This is a genomic window from Rhizobium herbae, assembly GCF_017873135.1.
In the GTDB taxonomy this organism is placed as follows: Bacteria; Pseudomonadota; Alphaproteobacteria; order Rhizobiales; family Rhizobiaceae; genus Pararhizobium; species Pararhizobium herbae.
Genome location: NZ_JAGGJV010000003.1, coordinates 478,681 through 501,451 on the forward strand (window position 1 = coordinate 478,681; position 22,771 = coordinate 501,451).

Consider the following 22,771-nt stretch of genomic DNA (forward strand, 5'->3'; position numbering starts at 1 on the left):
CCGAATATGCTGTGGGAACATTGTTGCGCATCACGCCTTGCGGCGCAGGGTAACGGCATAGAAACCGTCAAGACCGCCGGAAAAGCCATCCTGCGGCGGGATCATCGCCGGCGTGGTGCGGAACTCGCCAAGTGGAGTGATGGCATCCTCAAGCCCCGGCCAATCGGCCGGATCGATTGCCACGCGTTCGCAAGTGCCTTCGGCAAGAATGCGTTCGGTAACGACTTCACCCTCCCGCTTGTCGAGCGAGCAATTGGAAAAGACGACGAGACCACCCGGCTTGACCAGGGTCAGCGCATGGCGCAGCAGCTTTTCCTGCAGCACGGCCAGTTTCTCGATATCCTCCGGCCCCTTGGTCCACAGGACATCCGGATGGCGGCGGATCGTGCCGGTCGAGGAGCAGGGTGCGTCGAGCAGGGCGGCATCGAACAGCGCGTCGGTGCGGAAATCGGCCATGTTGATTTCCTGCGTGGCCGCTTCTAGCCCCAGGCGGGCGAGATTGCCCTGAAGGCGCTTCAGGCGGCTGGCCGACTGGTCCAGCGCGGTAACATTGGCACCGGCCAGAATGAGTTGCGCCGTTTTCCCGCCCGGTGCGGCGCAGAGATCGACCACGCGCTTGCCTGTAAGGGAGCCGAAAAGCTTTGCGGGAAGGGCGGCGGCGGCATCCTGCACCCACCATTCGCCGTCCTCGAAACCTTCAAGCGTTGGAACCGCACCGGAAAACGCGGCGAGCCGGATGGAACCGGTCGGCAGCAGACGACCATTCAGGCGCTCCGCCCAGCCGTCGGCATCCGATTTTACGGTCAGGTCAATGGCCGCAGGCGTCAAAAGGGCATCGGCGATGCGCGCCGCCTCCTCCGCACCGTAATAACTGACCAATCGCTTATGGAACCAGGCGGGGATCGCCGGAATTTTTTTGCCGACAGTTTCGAGCAGATCCTGCTTTTCGCGGGAGAGGCGGCGAAGGACGGCATTGACGAGGCTGGCGAAGCGCTTGTTGCGCGGATCGATCTGCGCCTGCTCGACGGCGAGATCGACGGCGGAATGATCGGGAATATCGAGGTAGAGGATCTGCGCCGCGGCAACCGTCAGAACGTGATCAAGCGCGCGGGCGCCTTCCGGCAGCGGATTTTGCAGCAGGGACCCGATCATTGCCTCGATGCGCGGCAATTGCCGCAATGCCGAGTTCAATATCGCGCGAACGAGAGCGCGATCCGCTTCATTCAGCTCGCGATAGACGGGATTGCCATTGCCGGCATCCAGCATGCCGTCAAGCGACGTCTTGCGATCGACCACGGCCGCCAGCATCTTGGCCGCCGCCTGCCGGGCACGGATGCCGGGCTTGTCGCTGCGCTCGAAGGCCGGATTGTCCTGGCCTTGACCACGCGAACGGGCAGGGCGGCTATTTCGTTTCGGATGCGAAGCGGTTTCGTTTTCGTCAGACATTACGACCAGGGACCTTTCGGTGGTTGCGAACCACCGCGACCCCAGCCTGTCGGCGGCACGGAGCGCGATTTGCGCACCGGATTATCAGCCCTGACCGGCGGCGTCGAGACCGCCTGCATCTCGCGGGCCATCTGCTCCAACGCGGCGATGCGGTTTTCCGTGGCCGGATGGGTGGAAAACAGGTTATCCATGCGCTCGCCGGACAGCGGATTGATGATGAACATATGGGCGGTGGCCGGATTGCGCTCCGCCTCGGCATTCGGCACCTGATGGGCGAAATTCGATATCTTGGCGAGAGCCGAGGCCAGCGCCAGCGGCTTTCCACAGATCTCGGCGCCGCGCCGGTCGGCGGAATATTCCCGCGTCCGGCTGATCGCCATCTGCACGATGGCGGCTGCGAGCGGCGCGACAATCATCGCCACGATCACGCCGACGAAGCCGAGCGGATTGTTGTTTTCACGGTTGCCGCCGAAGAAGAAGGCGAAGTTGCCAAGCATCGAGATGGCGCCGGCCAGCGTCGCCGTCAGGGTCATGGTCAGCGTGTCGCGGTTTTGCACATGCGCCAGTTCATGCGCCATGACGCCGGCGACCTCGTCATAGGAAAGAGCCTGCAGCAGCCCGGTGGAAGCGGCAACGGCGGCATTTTCAGGATTGCGGCCCGTCGCAAAGGCATTCGGCTGCGGATTGTCGATGACATAGACCTTCGGCATCGGCAGTCCGGCATTCCTGGCCATATCGCGGACAATGCCGTAATACTCAGGAGCGCTGCGCTCATCGACCTCCTGGGCGCGGTACATGCGCAGCACCATGCTGTCGGAATTCCAGTAGGAAAAGAAATTCATCCCGGCAGCGATGACCAGCGCGATCATCATGCCGCCCTTGCCGCCGATCAGGAATCCGACCGCCATGAACAATGCGGTCATGAAGGCCAGAAGCATGGCGGTGCGCATCAGGTTCATTGGTCAATCTCCATAATTTGCCAACGTTTCACGTGAATCACGGTTTCGTTTGCACGCAGGTTTCCTATATGATGGGGAGATCAGGCGCTTTCTTCAACTTTTTCGCGGAAATTTGCATGCAGAACGACAACGACAATCTGCCGGTTGAGCCGCGCAAGCCCCTCTCCCCGGCGGCGCAGCGCGCATTGGCGGAAGCCGAAGAGCGGCGGAAAGCGCAGCCGCCTCTCAACCTACCGGAAGAACTGGGCGGCCGCGGCGGCGCGGAACCGGCGAGGTTCGGCGATTGGGAGATTAACGGCCGGGCAATTGATTTCTAAGGAAATAATTCCTGTTTTTTTGCGCGAGCGGTTTATTCTTTTATACGTGATGTTTCGCACTTTCCAGTTTCTCATTTCGGTGTTGACGACGCCATTCCTGGCTGTTGATGCCCAGGCGTCGGAATCCGGCAAGCGATTGGAAATCGCCGGGCCGGTGAGCGCCGAAATCATCCGTGTCATCGATGGAGATATGATCCTGGTCGCAGCCAGGCCATGGAAGTCTATGTGCGGCTGCGCGGGATCGATGTGCCGGAGCTGAAATCTTCTTGCGCAGCAAAGCGGAATGCCGGCCAGCAGGCACGCGCGGCGCTTACCAGCCTGACCAGCGATCAACGCGAAATCGAGCTGATGCACATTTCCGGCGACAAGTATTTCGGCAGGCCGATATCAGCCTTTCCGATGGACGGAATCCGGCTCAGGAAATGCTGTCGGCGGGGGTTATGTCAGCCCTATGACGGCGGTCGCAAGAGCTGCGTGGCTTCTTGGTAGTTTTTTCTCCGAGAGGTTTTGATTGATCTGCAATCGTCAACGAATCGCCAACTTTGCCTCAGCTACATCTTTTAAGCAGCGACTCAGTCACCGAATCAAAAACACATCCGCAAATCTCTATTTAGTTACTTCATACTACATATTGTGGTTTGTGCGCCAAACCATCAACAGGCGCATTATTCATTTAAGTATCTGAAAATAAACATTTATTATGAGGATGTTCACGTTTGTTCCGAGATGGTTAAGACATAGGTGTTGACTCTTTTGGGGAGTCCTCACAGTAATTGAAGGGCAAACAAAGAAACCGCCACCCCCGGCGAAGGAAAGTGACGGTTTCGAAGTTTGTATCCCGCCTTACTTGCGTCAGGCGCGGGACACGGAGTCTGTTACGTTTGTATTGAGTCAGAAATTTCTGCCGTGGTCAAGCCTGACGTTTCTTGTGACAAAGGAACATAGCATGGCATCTCGCACTTTTCCCTCGTACTGGATGTACAAGGATGGCCGCAATGAATGGCGTTGGACGTACGAAGCGTCGAACGGCGAAACAATCGCGGTTAGCAGCGAGGGATATATCAAACGCGCTGATTGCCAGCGCGGTATTGATATTATGAAAGCATCAAAGGATAGTCCTGTTTGGCTTCCTGAGAGCCTCGTTAATGCTGCATAAAATGGTAGGGCCGGAGCTATGCTTCGGCCCTACTTTTTAGCTAGCTTCGAGCGAAGTTAGCTACTTTTCCTGTTCTGCCTATTCGCGATCAGGTCGTCGACGACAGCCGGATCGGCAAGCGTCGAGGTGTCGCCGAGCGAGCCGAAATCGTCCTCGGCGATCTTGCGCAGGATACGGCGCATGATCTTGCCGGATCGGGTTTTCGGCAGGCCCGGAGCGAACTGGATCTTGTCGGGGGAGGCGATGGCGCCGATTTCCTTGCGGACATGGGCGATCAGTTCCTTGCGAAGCTCATCCGAGCCGGTCTGTCCGACCATCAGCGTCACGTAGCTGTAGATACCCTGCCCCTTGATATCGTGAGGATAACCGACGACGGCGGCTTCGGAGACCGAATCATGGCTGACCAGCGCCGATTCGACTTCCGCTGTGCCCATGCGGTGGCCGGAGACGTTCAACACGTCATCGACGCGGCCGGTGATCCAGTAATAGCCGTCTTCGTCGCGGCGGCAGCCGTCGCCGGTGAAATATTTGCCCTTGTAGGTGGCGAAATAGGTCTGGATGAACCGCTCGTGGTCGCCATAGACCGTGCGCATCTGGCCCGGCCAGCTGTCAACGATGCAGAGATTGCCGTCGGCGGCACCCTCCAGAAGCTTGCCTTCCGCATCGACCAATTGCGGCTGCACGCCGAAGAACGGACGGGTGGCCGAGCCCGGCTTCAGGGCGGTGGCGCCGGGCAGGGGGGTGATCAGGATGCCGCCGGTTTCCGTCTGCCACCAGGTGTCGACAACCGGGCAGCGGTCTTCGCCGACGATGTGATAGTACCATTCCCAGGCTTCCGGGTTGATCGGTTCGCCAACGGAACCGAGCGTGCGCAGCGATTTGCGCGACGAGCGGGTGACGAAGGCATCGCCCTGTCCCATCAGCGCGCGGATCGCCGTCGGCGCCGTGTAGAAGATGTTGACCTTGTGCTTGTCGACGACATCCCAGAGACGGCCGGCATCCGGATAGGTCGGCACGCCCTCGAACATCAGCGTCGTCGCGCCATTGGCGAGTGGTCCGTAGACGATATAGGAATGGCCCGTGACCCAGCCGACATCGGCGGTGCACCAGTAGATATCACCGTCATGATAGTCGAAGACATATTGATGCGTCATCGAGGCATAAACGAGGTATCCGCCCGTCGTGTGCAGCACACCTTTCGGCTTGCCGGTCGAGCCGGACGTATAGAGGATGAACAGCGGATCCTCCGCCTTCATCTTGGCCGGCGGACAATCCGCTTTCACCTCGGCGACAGCCTGATGGTACCAGATGTCGCGCTCGGCAAACCAGGCGATCTTGCCGCCGGTGCGGCGGACGACGACAACGGACTTGACCTCGACACCGCCGCGCTTGGCGATTTCGATTGCCTGGTCTGTATTGGCTTTCAGCGGGATCGGCTTGCCGCCGCGCAGGCCTTCATCCGACGTGATAACGAAGGTCGATTCACAATCGACGATACGGCCGGCGAGTGCGTCCGGCGAAAAGCCGCCGAAAACGATGGAATGGACGGCGCCAATGCGAGAGCAGGCGAGCATCGCATAGGCCGCTTCCGGGATCATCGGCATATAGATGGTGACGCGGTCACCCTTCTTGACGCCGTTTGCCTTCAGCACATTGGCGAGGCGGCAGACATGCTCGTGGAGCTCGCGATAGGTGATCTTCTTGTCGTCATAGGGATTGTCGCCTTCCCAGATGATCGCCACCTGATCGGCGCGCTTTTCCAGATGCCGGTCAATGCAATTGTAGGAGACGTTGGTGACACCATCCTCGAACCATTTGATCGATACCTTGCCTTCGAAGGAGGTGTTCTTGACCTTGGTATAGGGTGTGAACCAGTCGATGCGCTTGCCATGTTCGCCCCAGAAGGCCTCCGGATCCGCGACGCTCTGCTTGTACCATTTCTGATAGGTCGCGTTGTCGATCAGCGCGCGTTGCTTGGCCGGTTTCAGCACCGGATAGGTTTTCACGGACATTCGAATTTCCTCCCTGCAAAGGCAGTTTCAGGCGACACAACTCCCCGTGTGCACCCGCTTCGGCCGCATACATATCAGGTCAAGACACGGCGTCCATTAGACAAAAGGTCATTTCTCGAAGAAGAATTGCATTTCTGAGACGACGAGGGTATAGAGGCGCTAATTTCCCGGAAATTGAGTGGTTACACCCCACGGCCCGCGACACCGGCGCGGACGGACAGAAGGACTATATCCATGGCTCAACAACTGCTTATGCCCAAAGCGACGGCCGTATGGCTTGTTGACAACACCGCCCTGTCGTTCGAACAGATCGCCACGTTCTGCAAGCTGCATCCGCTCGAAGTCAAGGCGATCGCCGACGGTGAATCGGCGCAGGGCATCAAGGGCCTCGACCCGATCGCCACCGGCCAGCTGTCGCGCGACGAAATCGCCCGCGCCGAAGGCAATCCGAACCATAAGCTGAAACTTTCCGAACCGAAGGTGCGCGTGCCGGACAGCAAGCGCAAAGGCCCACGCTATACCCCGGTTTCCAAACGGCAGGACCGCCCGAACGCCATCCTCTGGCTGGTGCGCAACCATGCGGAACTGAAGGATGCCCAGATCTCGCGTCTCGTCGGCACCACCAAGTCGACGATCGAGCAGATCCGCGAGCGCACCCACTGGAATTCGACCAACTTGACGGCGATGGACCCAGTCACGCTCGGTCTCTGCACGCAGATCGATCTCGACCTTGAAGTCGAACGCGCTTCCAAGGGCCGGCCGCTGCCGACCGCCGCCGAACTCGGCGCGACGCTTGAAGCATCCAAGGAAACCGAAAAGCTGCCATTCTCCTACGAGCGGGAAGAAGAGAAGGAAATGGACGCCGACGCCGTTTTCGCCAAGCTCAAGTCGCTCAAGTCCGACCGCAAGGACGAGGACGACGACCAGTATTGATTGGAACGCAATGTTCCGAACGGAGAAACCCGGATCGATCGATCCGGGTTTTTTTGTGCCCTGCTTTTTGAGAAATCAGTAGGCTGACCCCTCGCTGCCATCCAGCCGGTGTCGTTCCGTGCCCTTGAGCGGCGGGTTGAAGATGCTGACCAGGATCAGATCCTCGTCACGCCCACCGCGCAGATAGTGCTTGTCGTTCTTGTCGAGCACGTAAATATCGCCCGGCGCGATCGGAAAGACATTGCCGGCCATGTCCTCGACCTCTCCGGTGCCGGCGATGCAATAGCACGCCTCGAGATGGTTGCGGTATTCGAGCAGCGATGTGGTGTTGGCCCGCACGATGGTGTGGCAGACCGTGAAACCCATGCCGTCGCGCTCGGTCAGCAAGCGGTGGCTGGTGCCGCTTCCCCATTCGACGTAATGGCTGGTTTCCTCAACCTGCTTCAGATTGCGGACGAACATCGGCGGCACCTTTCCTCAAGAAAAATTTGACATTGAAATCTGACAGGGAAGGAATTTCCCTTCTGATAGCCTGTATCTCTTGCTTTTATGCTCGCGACAAATGATGCTTTCTCGTCGTTTTAATGAGGAAAACTTGCCTATGCTGCCCTCGCTCAGCGCGCTGCGGGTCTTCGAGGCCGCCGCGCGCCTCAACAGCTTTTCACGCGCGGCCGACGAACTGCATGTCACGCATGCCGCAGTCAGCCATCAGATCCGGCTGCTGGAAGAGTGGTTCGGACGGCCGCTGTTTCTGCGGGAGAAGCGCAGCGTGCGCCTGGTGCCCGACGCTCTAGCGCTGGCGCAGACGCTTTCGGTGTCGCTGACGCGCATCGAAGCCGAGACGCGCGCCTTTCGCATGGCGGCGACCGGCGAACTCACCGTCGCCTGCATCGCCTCGATCGCGACGCGATGGCTCATTCCGGCACTTCCGGATTTTCTCAAGGCCAATCCGGACCTTAATGTCCGGGTCGTCTATGCGATGGCCGAGCAGCGTTTTCGCGAAGCGGATTGCGATGTGCTGGTCACGCTCGGGGAAGATCGGGGCGAGGGAAGGGAATGCACGAGGCTGTTTTCCCGCGCCAACCGCCCCGTTGCCAGCCCGAGTTATCTGGGACGGCAAGGCAGGCCGCAGACGCCGCACGAAATCGCGACCGCCGATCTGCTGCACGACGAAACACCGGACCGATGGCTGAACTGGTGCCGGAAGGCGGGCCTGCAGCCGGACGGACCTTTGCGCGGACCGGTTTTCCAGGACTTCAACCTGCTGGCGACCGCGGTTATCGCAGGCCACGGGATAGCCCTTTGTCCCACCGAGGTTTTCCGCCGCGAAATTGATAGCGGCGACCTGATCATTCTCTCCGAGATCGAAACGCTTGTTGATGAAGGCTATTTCCTGGTCACGGCCAAACCGGCAACTTTGCCTGTGCTTACATTCCGCGACTGGTTTTCAGCCGTCGCGCAATCTCCAAAGGACTCCGGCTAAAGACAGTTCCCGTCCGGCTATATCCCGATACCGCGTGCTTGCAGCGCCGCGGCAATCTCCTCCAGCACCGCCGGATCGTCGATCGTCGCCGGCATCTTCCAGGTCTCGCGATCGGCGATCTTCTGCATGGTGCCACGCAGGATTTTCCCCGAACGCGTCTTTGGCAGGCGTTTGACGCAGATCGCCGTCTTGAACGCCGCGACGGGTCCGATCCGATCGCGAACGAGACCAATGACTTCTCTCTCGATATCCGCTGTTTCACGGGAAACATTGGCATTGATGACCAGGAAACCGGCGGGAATCTGACCCTTGATGGGGTCAGCGATGCCAATCACCGCGCATTCGGCCACGTCGGCATGACTGGCGCAGATTTCCTCCATCGAGCCGGTGGAAAGGCGATGCCCTGCAACATTGATGATATCGTCGGTACGCGACATGATGAAGATGTAGCCATCCTCGTCGATATAGCCGGCGTCCGCAGTGCGATAGTAGCCGGGAAATTCGGCAAGGCAGGCCTCGCGAAACCGCTCATCCGCATCCCAGAACGTCGGTAGGCACCCCGGGGGCATCGGAAGCTTGATGACGACGTTGCCCAGCGTTCCGGATTCGACGGGGTGGCCGGCGTCATCAAGAACCTGGACGTCATATCCGGGCAGCGGCACTGCCGCCGAGCCGTATTTTACGGGCAGAAGGCCAAGCCCGATCGGATTGCCGGCAACCGGCCAGCCCGTTTCCGTCTGCCACCAGTTGTCAATCACCGGAACCGCGAGCTTTGCTTCCGCCCAGGCAACCGTATCCGGATCGGCGCGCTCGCCGGCCAGGAAAAGAGCCCTGAACGCCGAGAGATCATGGCGGCGGATCAACTCACCCTGCGGATCCTCCTTGCGGATGGCGCGAAAGGCTGTCGGTGCCGTAAACAGCGTGGTCACGCCATGCTGCTCGATCACGCGCCAGTAGGCTCCGGCATCCGGCGTCCCGACCGGCTTTCCCTCGTAGAGGATCGCCGTGCTGCCGTTCAGGAGCGGTCCGTAGACGATATAACAGTGACCGACAACCCAGCCGATATCGGAAGCCGCCCAGAAGACCTCACCTGGCTTGATGCCGAAAAAATGCTGCATCGACCATTGAAGCGCGACCATGTGACCGCCATTGTCGCGCACGACCCCCTTCGGCTGGCCGGTCGTTCCGGAGGTGTAGAGGATATAGAGCGGATCGGTGGCCAGAACCGGCGTGCAGGAGACGTCAACGCCTCGTTCTTTAGCCGAGGAGACGGCGACAGCGAAATCGATGTCCCGGCCGGCCTGCAGATCCGCCTTCAGCATCTCCCGCTGGAAAACGAGGCAATGAGCCGGCTTGTGCTGGCTCATCTCGATGGCCGCATCAAGCAACGGTTTATAGGCAATGGTCCGGCCGGGCTCGATGCCGCAGCTTGCCGACACCACCAGCTTTGCCGCGCTGTCCGTTATCCGCGTTGCAAGCTCGCTTGCCGCGAAGCCGCCGAAGACGACGGAGTGCACGGCCCCGAGCCGCGCAGCCGCCAGCATGGCAAAGACAGCCTGCGGGATCATCGGCATATAGATGATGATCCGGTCGCCCTTGCCGATACCCAGATCGCGATAGACGGCCGCGAGCGCCCCGACTTCATCGAGCATGGCGCCATATGTCCAATGTTCGACCGTGCCGGTGACCGGGCTGTCATAGATCAGGGCATTCTGATCGGCGCGGCCTGCGGCAACCTGACGATCGAGGCAGTTGAAGCAGGTATTGGTGACGCCACCCGGAAACCAGCGGCCATAGACACCCATCTGCGGATCGAAAACCCGATCGAATGGCTGAAACCAGTCAATCTCGCTTGCCGCTTCGGCCCAGAAGGCCTCCGGGGCCTGTTTCCACGCGCCATAGACTTCGGAATAGCTGCTCGCCATAACCGTCTCCTCCACTCCCATACCGGACGAACCGGCCTCCGAATGGAACCATAGGAGATTGCAGCAGCGCGGAGAAGCCAGACCAAAGCGCTAGACGGTCAGCGGGTTCCGAAGATCGCCGAACCAACGCGCACGCTCGTTGCGCCGAACTGCACAGCGGTCTCGAAATCGCCGGACATGCCCATCGAGAGTTTTGTCAGTCCGCACCGTTCAGCGAGCTTGGCAAGCAGGGCGAAATGCGGGCCGGGATTTTCGTCCGCCGGCGGAATGCACATCAGGCCTTCGACGGGAATGCCGATCGTTTCGCGGCAAAGGTTGACGAACGCGATCGTGTCATCCGGCGCGATGCCCGCCTTTTGCGGCTCGAGACCGGTGTTGACCTGCACATAGAGACGAACCGGCTTGGCCTGCCGGGTTATTTCAGCAGCGACGGCTCGCGCGATCTTTTCACGGTCGATCGTCTCGATAACGTCGAACAGCGCCACGGCATCGGCCGCCTTGTTGGATTGAAGGGGACCGATCAGGTGAAGCTCGATACCGGCGGTTTCCGCCTTCAGCTCGGGCCACTTGCCCAGAGCCTCCTGCACCCGGTTTTCCCCGAATATCCGCTGCCCGGCAGCGATGGCAGGACGGATCGCCTCGGCGTCGAATGTCTTGGAGACAGCCACCAGCGAAACGGAACCGTCATGGCGACCCGCCGCAGCCTCACCCTCACGAATCCGGCTCAGGACATCGCCCAACTGTTCTTCAACGCTCATCGCCGTCATCTCCATCAATTTCCTGCCTTTTTCGCGCAATAGTCAAACAGGGAGTGACTGCCAAGCGGAAAATGGCAAAAGCATTGCGAATGCTCCAAACTTTGTGCCGCAAAGCCTTCGAAAACTTGACGCTACGCTTGTTTCATGGTGAAGGTCACGCCAAATATTGCAGGGGCTGATTTCCCCCAGCCCAAACTTCCGGAACATCGATCATATGGCTACCGAACGTTACAATCCGCGCGATGCTGAACCCCGCTGGCAACAGGAATGGGACCAGAAGAACGTCTTCACCACAGACAATGACGATCCGCGCGAAAAATACTACGTGCTCGAAATGTTCCCCTACCCATCGGGCCGCATCCACATGGGCCATGTTCGCAACTATGCCATGGGCGACGTGGTTGCCCGCTACAAGCGGGCGCGTGGCTACAACGTGCTGCATCCAATGGGCTGGGACGCCTTCGGCATGCCGGCAGAAAACGCCGCCATGGAGCGCGGCGTGCACCCGGCCGCCTGGACCTATCAGAACATCGCCTCGATGAAGGCGCAGCTGAAGGTCATGGGCCTGTCGCTCGACTGGTCGCGCGAATTCGCCACCTGCGATGTCGAGTACTACCAGCACCAGCAGCACCTGTTCGTTGATTTCCTGGAAAAGGGGCTGGTCTACCGCAAGCAGTCGAAGGTCAATTGGGATCCGGTCGATAACACGGTTCTGGCCAACGAACAGGTGATCGATGGGCGCGGCTGGCGTTCGGGCGCGCTGGTCGAACAGCGCGAACTGACGCAGTGGTTCTTCCGCATCACCGATTTCAACCAGGATCTGCTTGATTCGCTCGACACGCTGGACCAGTGGCCGGAAAAGGTCCGGCTGATGCAGAAGAACTGGATCGGACGCTCCGAAGGGCTGACCATCCGCTGGGAAATCGTCCCGGGCACGGGTGCAACCGACACCAGCGAGGTCGCCGTCTATACGACCCGGCCGGACACGCTGTTTGGCGCGTCGTTCCTGGCGATTGCCGCCGATCACCCATTGGCCCGGCAGGCCGCCGCCGGCAATCCGGACATCGAAACCTTCTGCGAGGAAACCCGCCGCGCCGGTACGTCTCTGGCAGCGTTGGAAACCGCAGAGAAGAAGGGCATAGATACCGGTATCCGGGTCAAGCATCCGCTTGATCCGAGCTGGGAACTGCCTGTTTACGTCGCCAATTTCGTCCTGATGGACTACGGCACGGGCGCGATCTTCGGCTGCCCGTCCGGCGACCAGCGCGACCTCGATTTCGCCCGCAAGTATGACCTGCCGGTCGTTGCCGTCGTCATGCCGAAAGACGGCGACGCCGCCAGCTTTGCGATTGGCGATGAAGCCTATGTCGGCGACGGCGTGATGATCAATTCACGTTTCCTCAACGGTCTTTCGATCGAAGAAGCCTTCGAAAAGGTGGCTTCAACGCTGGAGCAGGCCTCGATCGGCAATGCGCCGCAGGCCGAGCGCAAGGTCAATTTCCGCCTACGCGACTGGGGTATTTCCCGCCAGCGCTACTGGGGCTGCCCGATCCCGGTCATCCATTGCGATGATTGCGGCGTCGTTCCGGTACCGAAGGCCGATCTGCCAGTCAAGCTGCCGGATGACGTGACCTTCGACAAGCCGGGCAATCCGTTGGATCGTCATCCGACCTGGCGCCACGTTTCCTGCCCGCAATGCGGCAAGGACGCCCGGCGTGAAACCGACACCATGGACACCTTTGTCGATTCCTCCTGGTATTTCGCCCGCTTCACCGCGCCCTGGGAGAAAACGCCGACAAATCCGGCTGCCGTCAATCACTGGCTGCCGGTCGACCAATATATCGGCGGCATCGAGCATGCGATCCTGCACCTGCTCTATTCGCGGTTCTTTACCCGGGCAATGAAAGCCACCGGCCATGCCGGCCTCGACGAACCCTTCAAGGGGCTGTTCACGCAGGGCATGGTCGTGCACGAGACCTATAGCCGCGGCGAAGGCGCCCAGCGCGAATGGGTGACGCCGGCCGAGATCATCATCGTCGAGACAGACGGCAAGCGGCAGGCAAGCCTGATCGAAACCGGTGAGCCGATTGCCATCGGTTCGATCGAGAAAATGTCGAAGTCGAAGAAGAACGTCGTCGATCCCGACGACATCATCGCGTCCTACGGTGCCGATACCGCCCGCTTCTTCGTTCTCTCCGATTCGCCGCCGGATCGTGACGTGATCTGGTCGGAAGCCGGCGTCGAAGGCGCGCACCGGTTCGTCCAGCGCCTGTGGCGGCTGATTTCCGAAGCCTCCGATGCGCTGAAGGCAATCGAAGCACGGCCTGCTTCCGGCGGCTCGGCACTGGCGATCTCGCAGCTCGCCCACAAGACGCTGAAAGCCGTACAGGCGGATTACGACAAGCTGGCCTTCAACAAGGCCGTGGCGCGGCTCTATGAGCTCGTCAATGCGCTTGCCGGCCCGCTGACGCAGGTTGCTTCCGGAACCGCCGATCAGGCGACCACCGCGGCCGTCAAGGATGCCGTGTCGATCCTGATCAGCCTGGTTGCGCCGATGATGCCGCACCTGGCCGAACAATGCTGGCAGGAGATCGGCGGCACCGCGCTGGTCGCACAGACGCCATGGCCGGTTTACAGCGAGGCGCTCGTCGCCGAGAACGAAGTAACCATGCCGGTGCAGATCAACGGCAAGAAGCGCGCCGATTTGACAATTGCGCGCGATGCGGATCAGACTACGATCGAGAGCGCCGTCCTGGCGCTCGAGCCCGTCAAGACCGCATTGAACGGACAAAGCCCGAAGAAGATCATCGTCGTGCCGCAGAGGATCGTGAATGTCGTTGTCTGAAAAAGCCCAAAGATACGCGCAGCTTTTGGCTCTCGGCGCGCTCGCCGTCCTCGCGGGTTGCCAGGTCAAGCCGCTCTATTCAGAGGGTCCGCAGGGAAAAACCGCCACGGCTCTCGCGTCGATCGAGATTTCGGAAGCCGACGACCGCGTGGAGCAGGAAGTCCGCAATGCCCTCATCTTCCTGACATCCGGCGGCGCCGGGGAGCCGGCCAATGCGCAGTACAAACTGGCGCTGAACGTGACGAGCCAGGTCAAGGGCGTCCTCTACGATCAGAATTCCAGCGACGACAATACCGATACAGCCGGAGCCGGCCGGATCGTCGTCATGGCGGACTACAATCTGACGCGCGTCGGCACGGGTGAAACGGTTCGCTCCGGCAATCGCACCGCCGTCGCGCTGGTCGATTTTCCGGAACAGGAATTCGCCAAGGTTCGCGCCATCAAGGACGGCGAAAAGCGCGCCGCCAAGGAACTGGCCGAAATCATCCGCGCCGATATCGCAGCGGCGCTCGGCCGCTGATCAATCCCTGGATCGGGTGGGCATGAGGTTGCGGAATGACCGAAATCAAATCGCATGAATTCGAGTCGTTCCTTCAGCGTCCGCTGAGGGATCACCGCATCTTTCTGATCTACGGACCGGATCGCGGCCTTGTTTCCGAGCGCGCCGTCCAGATCGCCGAAAAAAGCGGCGTCGCTCTGGACGATCCCTTTTCGCTGATCAAGCTCGATGGATCCGACCTGCAGCAAAGCCCAGGCCGTCTTCTGGATGAAGTCAACACGATCGGCCTCTTCGGCGGCGAAAAACTGGTCTGGATACGCGCATCCGGGACCGAGAAAACGCTTGTCGACAGCCTTAACGTCCTTTCCCAAGCACCTCCGGAAGCCAGCTACGTTATCATCGAAGCCGGCGATCTGAAAAAGGGAACCGGTATCCGCAAGATCGGCGAAACCAGCCGGTCGGTGACCTCCATCGCCTGCTACGGCGACGACGCGCGGGCACTGAACGGTCTCATCGATCAGGAGCTCGGCCAGGCAGGCCTGCGCATTTCGCCCGCCGCGCGGGAGCGGCTGAACGAGGCTTTGGGCGGCGACAGGATCGCGTCCCGCAACGAGATCCGCAAGCTGGCACTTTATTGCCGGGGCATGGCCTTGATCGAGGAGGAACATGTGCTGGAAATCGTCGGCGACGCCAGCGCGGTTTCGGTGGATGATGCGATCGATGCCGTGCTCAAGGGCGACGCCGACGGTTTGCAGCATGCCATCCGCAAGATAACAGCCTCGAAGACCGCGATCTTTCTCGTGCTTCAGGCCTGCCTGAAGCAGTTCCAGCTGCTGGACGTGATGCGGGCTGAAATGGACGACAAGCGGCAGCAACCGACCCAGGTCGTGGCCACGCTGGGCCGCCACCTGCACTTCCGCCGCAAGCCGCTGATCGAAGCTGCGTTGAAAACCTGGACGCTTCCGGCAATCCGGCGCGAACTCGGACGCCTGCAGACGGCAATCTTCCAGAGCCGGTCGCGGCAAAGCCTGGAAGACAGCATCGCCATGCAGACCCTGTTGGCGATCACCCTTCAATCGGCGCGTCGATAGATATTTATCTATCTGATATCGTTATATTTTCTAGATTTGTTTCGAGTCCGAATCGGTATCAGCGACGCTCGAGCAGACGGCAGATCTCTTCCAGCTGATCGAGAGTCTTGTAGGAAATCCGCAGCTGCCCGCCGGATACCTTGTGATTGACCGTCACATCGAGCCCCAGGCTATCGGAAAGCGTGCGCTCAAGCGCCAGCGTGTCGGCATCCTTTTCCTCCTTGGGGGAGGGCTTGCCGTAGTTCGGGTCATTCTGGGCACGAATATCGTTCTGGGCCAGGCGCTCCGTATCGCGCACCGACAGGCCCTTGGCGATGATCGAACGGGCCAGCGACACGGGATCGGACGTCGGGATCAAGGCGCGTGCATGGCCGGCCGACAGGGTGCCGGACGAAAGCATGTCACGGACCGGCTCCGGCAGCTTCAGCAAGCGCAGACTGTTGGCGACGTGACTGCGGCTCTTGCCAATGATCTCGCCGAGATCGTTCTGTGTGTAGCCATGTTCGGCGATCAACTGATCATAACCCATCGCTTCCTCGAGCGGATTGAGATCCGATCGTTGAACGTTTTCAACGATCGCGATCTCCAGCGCCGTGCGATCGTCCACATCGCGAACGATGACCGGGATATCGGTAAATCCCGCCAGCTGGGCCGCGCGCCAGCGGCGCTCACCTGCAATAATCTCGTAACGTTCGTCTGCGATGGTGCGAACGACAACCGGTTGTACGATGCCGTGCTGGCGAATGGAACTTGCCAGGTCCTGGAGTTCGGCCTCGTCGAATGTCCGTCGCGGGTTGCGCGGGTTGCGGGCGACGAACTCGATCGGAATACGTCGGTCGGCGTTGACAGGAGCAACGGGACCGCTCGACTGCAGAGGCTGGTCCATCTCACCAATCAGCGCCGCGAGGCCGCGGCCGAGTCTTCGTCTCGAATTGTCGTCATTCATCGCCTGTACTCACACTTATCGTTACGATGTCGAATCGATTGCCGCTCAGGCTGCCTTCCGCAGCCTTTCGCGCTGGATCACCTCGGATGCCAATTGAAGATAGGCCTGGCTGCCGGCACACTTCAGGTCATACAGAATTGCCGGTTTTCCATAGGACGGCGCTTCCGATACCCGCACATTACGCGGTATCAGCGTATGATACACTTTTTCCCCAAGATGGGTCCGAACGTCGTTGACTACCTGCTGCGCCAGATTGTTCCGGGAATCGAACATTGTCAGCACGATGCCTTGAATATCCAATGTCGGATTAACGGTCCGCCGGACCTGATCGACGGTCTCCAGCAACTGGCTGAGACCTTCAAGTGCAAAAAACTCGCACTGCAGCGGGACCAGCACCGAATGTGCGGCGGCCATGGCGTTCATCGTCAGGAGATTGAATGAAGGCGGGCAGTCGACGAGGACGTAGGAATAGGCCAGTGCCTCGGGGGAGGCGAGAGCCTTGCGAAGCCGGAACACTCGGTCACTATCGCGAGAGATCTCCATCTCCAGGCCCAGCAGGTCCATTGTCGACGGGATGATCGACAGGTTGGGAACAACGGTATTCTGGACAATATCAGCGATATTGTGCGAGCCGATCATCAAGTCGTAGGAAGACAGCTTGCGATCGCGCCTCTGGATGCCGAGACCCGTGCTGGCATTGCCCTGCGGATCCAGGTCAATGATCAAAACCTTCTCGCCGATGGCGGCCAAAGCGGTTGCAAGATTTATAGCCGTCGTGGTCTTTCCCACTCCGCCTTTTTGGTTTGCAATCGTGATGATCCGGTTTTTTTCGCCTGTCATGCCGCATTCCGCCGTTATTGAATTTTCCGCGAAAGATTTGCGATTTCGAGAACCACGGAGTCCGGCTCGACGACGCTCCGATGTTTTACCAGATCAAATTGAAAGCGGCCAACGGCTTTGTCGACTTCCTGCTGATAATCCCGGCCTTTATGGAAAAAAGCCCGCGGTTTGTTGGCTGCCGTCATCCAGGACGCGCAATAGTCGAGAAGTAACGGCAGATCCGCCAGCGCCCGGGCCGAAATTGCATCGCATTCAGGTACAACGGTGACTGATTCCTCGATGCGAATCGGATGTACAGACCCGCGCGCACCGGTTTCATTCAGGGCCACGCGCAGGAAGGCAGCTTTCTTGTTGTTGCTTTCCACGAGGTGCACCCAACCATCCCCCAGTTCGGCCAGAAAAATCGCTGTAATAATACCGGGAAATCCACCGCCGCTGCCAAGATCCACCCATCGTTTCGGGCCCGGAAACAGTTGAAAAATCTGCGCGCTATCAGCGATATGGCGCTGCCATAGATCGGAGAGCGTCGAGGGCGCAACAAGATTGATTGACTTGGCCCATTTTTGGAAAAGAGCGGCGAAGAGTTCAAGCCTCTCGGACGTTTCACGTGAAACACGCACTCCGTTCAGTGCATTGGAAGGACTCGCAATCATTGAATCGCCTGTTTCGAATACTCTACCGAAGTGTGGTCGGCCTTACGAATGTGCGCAAGAATAAGGGATATGGCTGAGGGCGTGATCCCATCCACTTTCATAGCTTGAGCCAGATTGCGTGGTCTCGCAGCGTTCAGCTTCAGCTTCAGTTCATTCGAAAGGCCGGACAACGAATCAAAATCCAATCCATCTGGAATAACACGACTTTCCTCGCGCTGAACACCGGCGATATCCGCCGCCTGCCGATCCATATAGACCGCATATGTCGCGTCGATCTCCAGCGCTTCGGCCAGTTTGCTATCCATCGCTGCCAGTTCTGGCCATACGGAACTTAGCGACTGTATGGTATGTTCGGCATAAGACAGCAGTTCAAATGCCGATCGACGTTGACCATCCAGGTTCAACTTCAGACCATGCGTACGTCCTTCGGTCGGCGTCACGGTCAAGGACTTCAACATCTCCCGGTTTGAATTGATGTCACTGACCCATCTGGTAAACCTGGACGCGCGATCCCCGGATACGCATCCGAGCGAGATCGCTTCAGGCGTCAATCGAACATCTGCATTGTCGGCGCGCAGGGATAGACGATATTCCGCGCGGGACGTAAACATCCGATAGGGCTCCGCTACGCCGCGAGATGTCAGATCATCGATCATCACGCCGATGTAGGAGTTTGTGCGGCTGAATTCATGCGAGGCGCTGCCAGCGCAAAGGAGGGCGGCGTTCAAGCCCGCAACAAGACCCTGAGCGCCCGCTTCTTCGTAACCGGTCGTACCGTTGATTTGACCGGCAAGAAACAATCCCGGAATCTTCCGTGCTTCGAGCGAGGCCGAGAGCTCGCGTGGATCAACATGGTCATACTCGATGGCATAGCCTGGCTGCAGGATGGAAACATTTTCCAGGCCCGGGATGGTTCTGATGAAAGCCTGCTGGACATCCTCCGGTAGCGACGTGGAAATCCCGTTCGGGTAAACCGTATCGTCATCCAGTCCTTCCGGCTCCAGAAATATCTGATGACCGTCCCGCTCGCCGAACTTGACAATCTTGTCTTCGATGGACGGGCAATAGCGCGGGCCAACACCCTCGATCTGCCCCGAATACATCGCCGACTTGTTCAAATTGTCGGAGATGATCTTATGCGTCGCATCCGTGGTTCGTGTAACACCGCATTCGATCTGCCTGTTGACGATGCGGTCCGTCATGAAGGAAAACGGCACGGGATCTTCATCCGCACCCTGCCGGCCGACAGATTGCCAGTCGATGGTCTTCCCATCCAGGCGAGCCGGCGTTCCCGTCTTCAGACGGCCAAGACGTAGCCCGAAACGCTCCAGTGTCCCCGACAATCCAAGCGACGGGTCTTCCCCGACACGCCCGGCTGGAATCTTTCGATTGCCGATATGAATGAGCCCGCGCAGAAAGGTTCCAGTCGTCAGAACGACTGCGCCACAGGATATAACTCGTCCATCGGCAAGAATAATTCCGCTCAAACGGCCGCCTTGCAGCTGTAAATCGAATGCATCGCCTTCAATCACATCAAGGCCCTTGATGGCCTGAATTTCGGCTTGCATGGCCTGTCGGTAAAGTTTTCGATCGGCCTGGGTCCGGGGGCCACGGACAGCGGGGCCTTTGCGCCGGTTCAGGAGGCGGAACTGGATGCCCGCCGCATCAGCAACCCGCCCCATCAATCCGTCCATCGCATCGATTTCGCGAACGAGATGGCCCTTTCCGAGGCCGCCGATCGCAGGATTGCAGGACATGACCCCAATCGTATCCCGCTTGTGCGTCACCAGTGCGGTTTTCGCGCCCAAACGCGCTGCTGCACCCGCAGCCTCGCATCCAGCGTGTCCACCGCCAATGACAATGACATCATAGTCGAACATATGAAGCCGTCTCCATTACGGCATTTCAAGGCGAATCGTTTCACGTGAAACATCCAACAAGACTCGCCAACGTTGTACAACGGCTACATCTCATTTGCCGATACAGAATTCTGAAAAGATGACGTCAAGCAAATCCTCGACATCGACACGCCCGGTTATGCGACCGAGCGCATCTCCGGCCTGCCGAAGATACTCAGCCTGAATATCAAGTCCACAATTAGATTGCGCCAAACTCATATCGACCGCCGCGCTTGCCTGCTGCAAACAGCTCACATGTCTCTTCCGCGTCGGCAAAGACAATGCGGTCTGCCCGGACAGATCGGGCAGAAACCGCGTCAGGTCTTCCACAAGTCGGTCAATGCCCACGCCGGTGACCGTCGAGATCAGTACGTCAACAGCGGCCTTATCCCACAAAAGAGGGTTTTGATCAATCTTGGTGCCGATACGAATGACCGGCTTTGATCGCCCATATTGCTGCATGGCTGCAAAGCCGTCCGGCCTATCCGCGAGAAGAAGAATCACATCTGCTTGATCGATCGTCATATGGGCGCGACGTATGCCCTCCAGTTCGACCCGGTCCTCGGTTTCACGGAGACCGGCAGTGTCGAACAGTCGAACGCTGAATCCGGCTAATGATAGGTCAACTGACAGAACATCTCTCGTCGTCCCCGCGATATCGGTGACGATCGCAACGTCACGGCGTGCGAGATAGTTCAACAGGCTTGATTTACCGGCATTCGGTTCGCCAGCGATGACGATCTTCAAGCCGTCCCGGATAATCTCCGCCACCCCGGCGCCGGCCAGGTGATCGTCAATCTCCGCTCTCAGCAACCGCATGTCAGCCCAGATGCGCTGCGCGACGGAGCCTGGAACATCGTCCTCATCGGCGAAGTCGAGTTCGGCCTCGATCATCGCTCTTGCGTGCGTCAGCCTGCGTGCCCAGCCTTGATAGAGCGCCGAAAGCGTGCCGCTGGAATGCTCCTGTGCAAGCCGTCGCTGCATTTCGGTCTCGGCGGAAATCAAATCGGCAAGACCCTCGATCTCCACGAGATCGAGTTTGCCATTGTGGAAGGCACGGCGTGAAAATTCGCCGGCCTCGGCATGCCGGAGACCCGGCAAAGCGGCCAGTTCCGCCAGAATGGCATCGACGACGGCGCGGCCACCATGAACCTGCAACTCCGCGCAATCTTCACCCGTGAACGACGCTGGCCCTGAAAAGTAGAGAACGAGCCCCTGGTCCAGTACATCACCGTTTCGACTGCGAATCGATCGCAGAGTAGCGTGACGTGGTCCCGGTACCAGGCCACACAGCTTCGTGAGAACATCAGACGTGTGGGGACCACTGACGCGAATGACCGCAACGCCTGCCGGCAAAGCGCCAGATGACAGGGCATAGATGGTATCGGTCGTGGCCAACGGTTGATGGATCAATGTCGGGATGCCCCTGTTCTAATATCGCGAAATACGCTTCCCACCTTCTTCACGTCGGGGATTCCGACGACAGAATCCGGCTAAAGGATGATCGGGTCAAAACACAAAAGCCCAGGCTGAACCTGGGCTTTTGTGCGAAAACATCGTCTTCGATCAGGTGTTCATCGAATCGAAGAAGTCGCCGTTTGTCTTTGTCTGCTTCAGCTTGTCGATCAGGAACTCGATCGCATCCGTCGTTCCCATCGGCGCTAGGATACGGCGCAGAACGAAGATCTTCTGCAGATCCTGGCGCGGCACCAGAAGGTCTTCCTTGCGCGTGCCGGACTTGAGGATATCCATCGACGGGAAGATGCGTTTGTCGGCGACCTTCCGGTCGAGCACGATTTCAGAGTTGCCGGTACCCTTGAACTCTTCGAAAATGACTTCGTCCATGCGGCTGCCGGTATCGATCAGCGCCGTGGCGATAATCGTCAGCGAGCCGCCTTCCTCGATGTTACGGGCAGCACCGAAGAAACGCTTCGGGCGCTGCAGGGCGTTGGCGTCCACACCGCCGGTCAGGACCTTGCCCGACGACGGCACGACCGTGTTGTAGGCGCGGCCGAGACGAGTGATCGAATCGAGTAGGATGACAACGTCGCGGCCGTGTTCGACCAGGCGCTTGGCCTTTTCGATGACCATTTCGGCGACCTGAACGTGGCGTGTTGCAGGCTCGTCGAAGGTCGAGGAAACAACCTCGCCCTTGACGGAGCGCTGCATGTCGGTGACTTCCTCCGGCCGCTCGTCGATCAGTAGAACGATCAGGTAGCATTCCGGATGATTGGCGGTGATAGAATGGGCAATGTTCTGCAGGAGAACGGTCTTACCCGTGCGCGGCGGCGCGACGATCAGGCCGCGCTGGCCCTTGCCGAGCGGGGCGATTAGGTCGATGACGCGGGCCGACAGGTCCTTCGAGGTCGGAACTTCGAGTTCCATCTTGAAGCGTTCGTTCGGATAGAGCGGCGTCAGATTGTCGAAATGGACCTTGTGTCGGATCTTTTCCGGATCTTCAAAATTGATCGTATTGACCTTGAGAAGCGCGAAATAACGTTCGCCTTCCTTCGGTCCGCGGATCGGGCCTTCGACGGTATCGCCTGTCTTCAGCGAGAAACGGCGGATCTGCGAGGGCGAGATGTAGATGTCGTCGGGCCCCGGCAGATAGTTGGCATTGGCCGAGCGCAGGAAGCCGAAGCCGTCCTGCAGCACTTCGACGACACCTTCGCCGATGATCTCGACATCCTGGCTTGCCAGCATTTTCAGGATCGCGAACATCAGTTCCTGCTTGCGCATCACACTGGCGTTCTCGACCTCGACCGATTCGGCAAAAGCCAGCAGATCGGTCGCGGATTTATTTTTCAGTTCTTGTAGCTTCATTTCAGCCATGAAGGGGACCACACTTGGAATCGGAATGGAAGGTCGGCGTGCTTGATGTAAGGGGAGCTGCGGCGGAAGGGGCAGGCTCGTAACGTTTACACATGCCACGAAAGAGGAGATGGCGGGAAAATAGCGATTCACTCGGTGCGCCGCAAGGGGTTTACGGTAATTACCGAAAGTTTCCTTA

20 protein-coding genes are annotated in these 22,771 nt (G+C 59.2%); 8 read left to right on the plus strand and 12 right to left on the minus strand.

The features are described from left to right. Positions 1-30: 30 nt before the first annotated feature. Both J2Z75_RS11030 and htpX read right to left on the minus strand, forming a co-directional pair. The gene (locus tag J2Z75_RS11030) at positions 31-1,446 is read right to left on the minus strand and encodes an RsmB/NOP family class I SAM-dependent RNA methyltransferase (RefSeq protein ID WP_209851897.1); all 1,416 of its coding nucleotides are present in this window, start codon (positions 1,444-1,446) and stop codon (positions 31-33) included. Then, positions 1,446-2,405: a zinc metalloprotease HtpX gene (gene htpX, locus J2Z75_RS11035; RefSeq protein ID WP_209851900.1), complete on the minus strand. Its 960-nt coding sequence runs from the start codon at positions 2,403-2,405 to the stop codon at positions 1,446-1,448. Before htpX ends, J2Z75_RS11030 begins: the two co-directional genes overlap by 1 nt. Positions 2,406-2,473: 68 nt before the next feature. On the opposite strand from htpX, the gene J2Z75_RS11040 reads away from it, so the two are divergent. The 3 genes from J2Z75_RS11040 (at position 2,474) to J2Z75_RS11050 (ending at position 3,878) form a co-directional block, all read left to right on the plus strand. Next, on the plus strand, positions 2,474-2,722 hold the full coding sequence (locus tag J2Z75_RS11040) for a DUF1674 domain-containing protein (RefSeq protein ID WP_209852239.1): 249 nt from the start codon (positions 2,474-2,476) through the stop codon (positions 2,720-2,722). Positions 2,723-2,935: 213 nt separating this feature from the next. Continuing rightward, the gene (locus J2Z75_RS29205; RefSeq protein ID WP_234937278.1) at positions 2,936-3,211 is read left to right on the plus strand and encodes a thermonuclease family protein; all 276 of its coding nucleotides are present in this window, start codon (positions 2,936-2,938) and stop codon (positions 3,209-3,211) included. A 457-nt stretch (positions 3,212-3,668) separates the two neighbouring features. Then, positions 3,669-3,878 carry a YegP family protein gene (locus J2Z75_RS11050; RefSeq protein WP_209851903.1) on the plus strand — a complete coding sequence of 70 codons (210 nt, stop codon included), beginning with the start codon at positions 3,669-3,671 and terminating at the stop codon, positions 3,876-3,878. Positions 3,879-3,934: 56 nt separating this feature from the next. On the opposite strand, the gene acs is transcribed toward J2Z75_RS11050, so the two are convergent. Beyond that, positions 3,935-5,890, minus strand: a complete 1,956-nt coding sequence (gene acs / locus J2Z75_RS11055; RefSeq protein WP_209851905.1) for an acetate--CoA ligase — start codon at positions 5,888-5,890, stop codon at positions 3,935-3,937. Positions 5,891-6,124: 234 nt separating this feature from the next. Here acs and J2Z75_RS11060 point away from each other — a divergent pair, with 234 nt between their 5' ends. After that, positions 6,125-6,823, plus strand: a complete 699-nt coding sequence (locus tag J2Z75_RS11060) for a DUF1013 domain-containing protein (protein WP_209851908.1) — start codon at positions 6,125-6,127, stop codon at positions 6,821-6,823. 75 nt (positions 6,824-6,898) lie between these two features. Here J2Z75_RS11060 and J2Z75_RS11065 read toward each other — a convergent pair whose 3' ends face one another. Next, a complete protein-coding gene (locus J2Z75_RS11065; RefSeq protein WP_209851911.1) occupies positions 6,899-7,285 on the minus strand; it encodes an ectoine synthase in 387 nt (128 codons plus the stop codon). Positions 7,286-7,424: 139 nt separating this feature from the next. On the opposite strand from J2Z75_RS11065, the gene J2Z75_RS11070 reads away from it, so the two are divergent. After that, positions 7,425-8,306, plus strand: a complete 882-nt coding sequence (locus tag J2Z75_RS11070; protein ID WP_209851913.1) for a LysR substrate-binding domain-containing protein — start codon at positions 7,425-7,427, stop codon at positions 8,304-8,306. Positions 8,307-8,323: 17 nt separating this feature from the next. On the opposite strand, the gene J2Z75_RS11075 is transcribed toward J2Z75_RS11070, so the two are convergent. Both J2Z75_RS11075 and J2Z75_RS11080 read right to left on the minus strand, forming a co-directional pair. After that, entirely contained in the window at positions 8,324-10,231 is a 1,908-nt protein-coding gene (locus J2Z75_RS11075; protein WP_209851916.1) for a propionyl-CoA synthetase, read from the minus strand. Positions 10,232-10,329: 98 nt separating this feature from the next. Next, complete coding sequence (locus tag J2Z75_RS11080) at positions 10,330-10,989, minus strand: YggS family pyridoxal phosphate-dependent enzyme (protein ID WP_209851919.1); 660 nt, start codon at positions 10,987-10,989, stop codon at positions 10,330-10,332. A 214-nt stretch (positions 10,990-11,203) separates the two neighbouring features. On the opposite strand from J2Z75_RS11080, the gene leuS reads away from it, so the two are divergent. Genes leuS through holA form a run of 3 tightly spaced genes read left to right on the plus strand, consistent with a single transcriptional unit; the run spans position 11,204 to position 15,424 of the window. After that, on the plus strand, positions 11,204-13,834 hold the full coding sequence (leuS, locus tag J2Z75_RS11085) for a leucine--tRNA ligase (protein WP_209851922.1): 2,631 nt from the start codon (positions 11,204-11,206) through the stop codon (positions 13,832-13,834). Then, positions 13,821-14,354: a hypothetical protein gene (locus J2Z75_RS11090; protein ID WP_209851925.1), complete on the plus strand. Its 534-nt coding sequence runs from the start codon at positions 13,821-13,823 to the stop codon at positions 14,352-14,354. The genes leuS and J2Z75_RS11090 overlap by 14 nt, the downstream gene beginning before the upstream one ends. Before the next feature lie 35 nt (positions 14,355-14,389). Further along, a complete protein-coding gene (gene holA / locus J2Z75_RS11095; protein ID WP_209851928.1) occupies positions 14,390-15,424 on the plus strand; it encodes a DNA polymerase III subunit delta in 1,035 nt (344 codons plus the stop codon). A 58-nt stretch (positions 15,425-15,482) separates the two neighbouring features. Here holA and J2Z75_RS11100 read toward each other — a convergent pair whose 3' ends face one another. From J2Z75_RS11100 to rho, 6 genes are all read right to left on the minus strand, one after another. Further along, complete coding sequence (locus J2Z75_RS11100; protein WP_209851931.1) at positions 15,483-16,370, minus strand: ParB/RepB/Spo0J family partition protein; 888 nt, start codon at positions 16,368-16,370, stop codon at positions 15,483-15,485. Between the two features lie 45 nt (positions 16,371-16,415). Next, the gene (locus J2Z75_RS11105; protein WP_209851934.1) at positions 16,416-17,210 is read right to left on the minus strand and encodes a ParA family protein; all 795 of its coding nucleotides are present in this window, start codon (positions 17,208-17,210) and stop codon (positions 16,416-16,418) included. Positions 17,211-17,224: 14 nt separating this feature from the next. Then, a complete protein-coding gene (gene rsmG / locus J2Z75_RS11110; protein ID WP_209851937.1) occupies positions 17,225-17,863 on the minus strand; it encodes a 16S rRNA (guanine(527)-N(7))-methyltransferase RsmG in 639 nt (212 codons plus the stop codon). Further along, positions 17,860-19,743 (minus strand): tRNA uridine-5-carboxymethylaminomethyl(34) synthesis enzyme MnmG, encoded by a 1,884-nt coding sequence (mnmG, locus tag J2Z75_RS11115; protein WP_209851940.1) that lies wholly within the window; start codon positions 19,741-19,743, stop codon positions 17,860-17,862. The genes rsmG and mnmG overlap by 4 nt, the downstream gene beginning before the upstream one ends. Positions 19,744-19,833: 90 nt before the next feature. Continuing rightward, entirely contained in the window at positions 19,834-21,159 is a 1,326-nt protein-coding gene (gene mnmE, locus J2Z75_RS11120) for a tRNA uridine-5-carboxymethylaminomethyl(34) synthesis GTPase MnmE (protein WP_209852241.1), read from the minus strand. Positions 21,160-21,327: 168 nt separating this feature from the next. Next, positions 21,328-22,593, minus strand: coding sequence for a transcription termination factor Rho (rho, locus tag J2Z75_RS11125; protein ID WP_112408863.1), 1,266 nt, complete (start codon positions 22,591-22,593; stop codon positions 21,328-21,330). Positions 22,594-22,771: the final 178 nt, after the last annotated feature.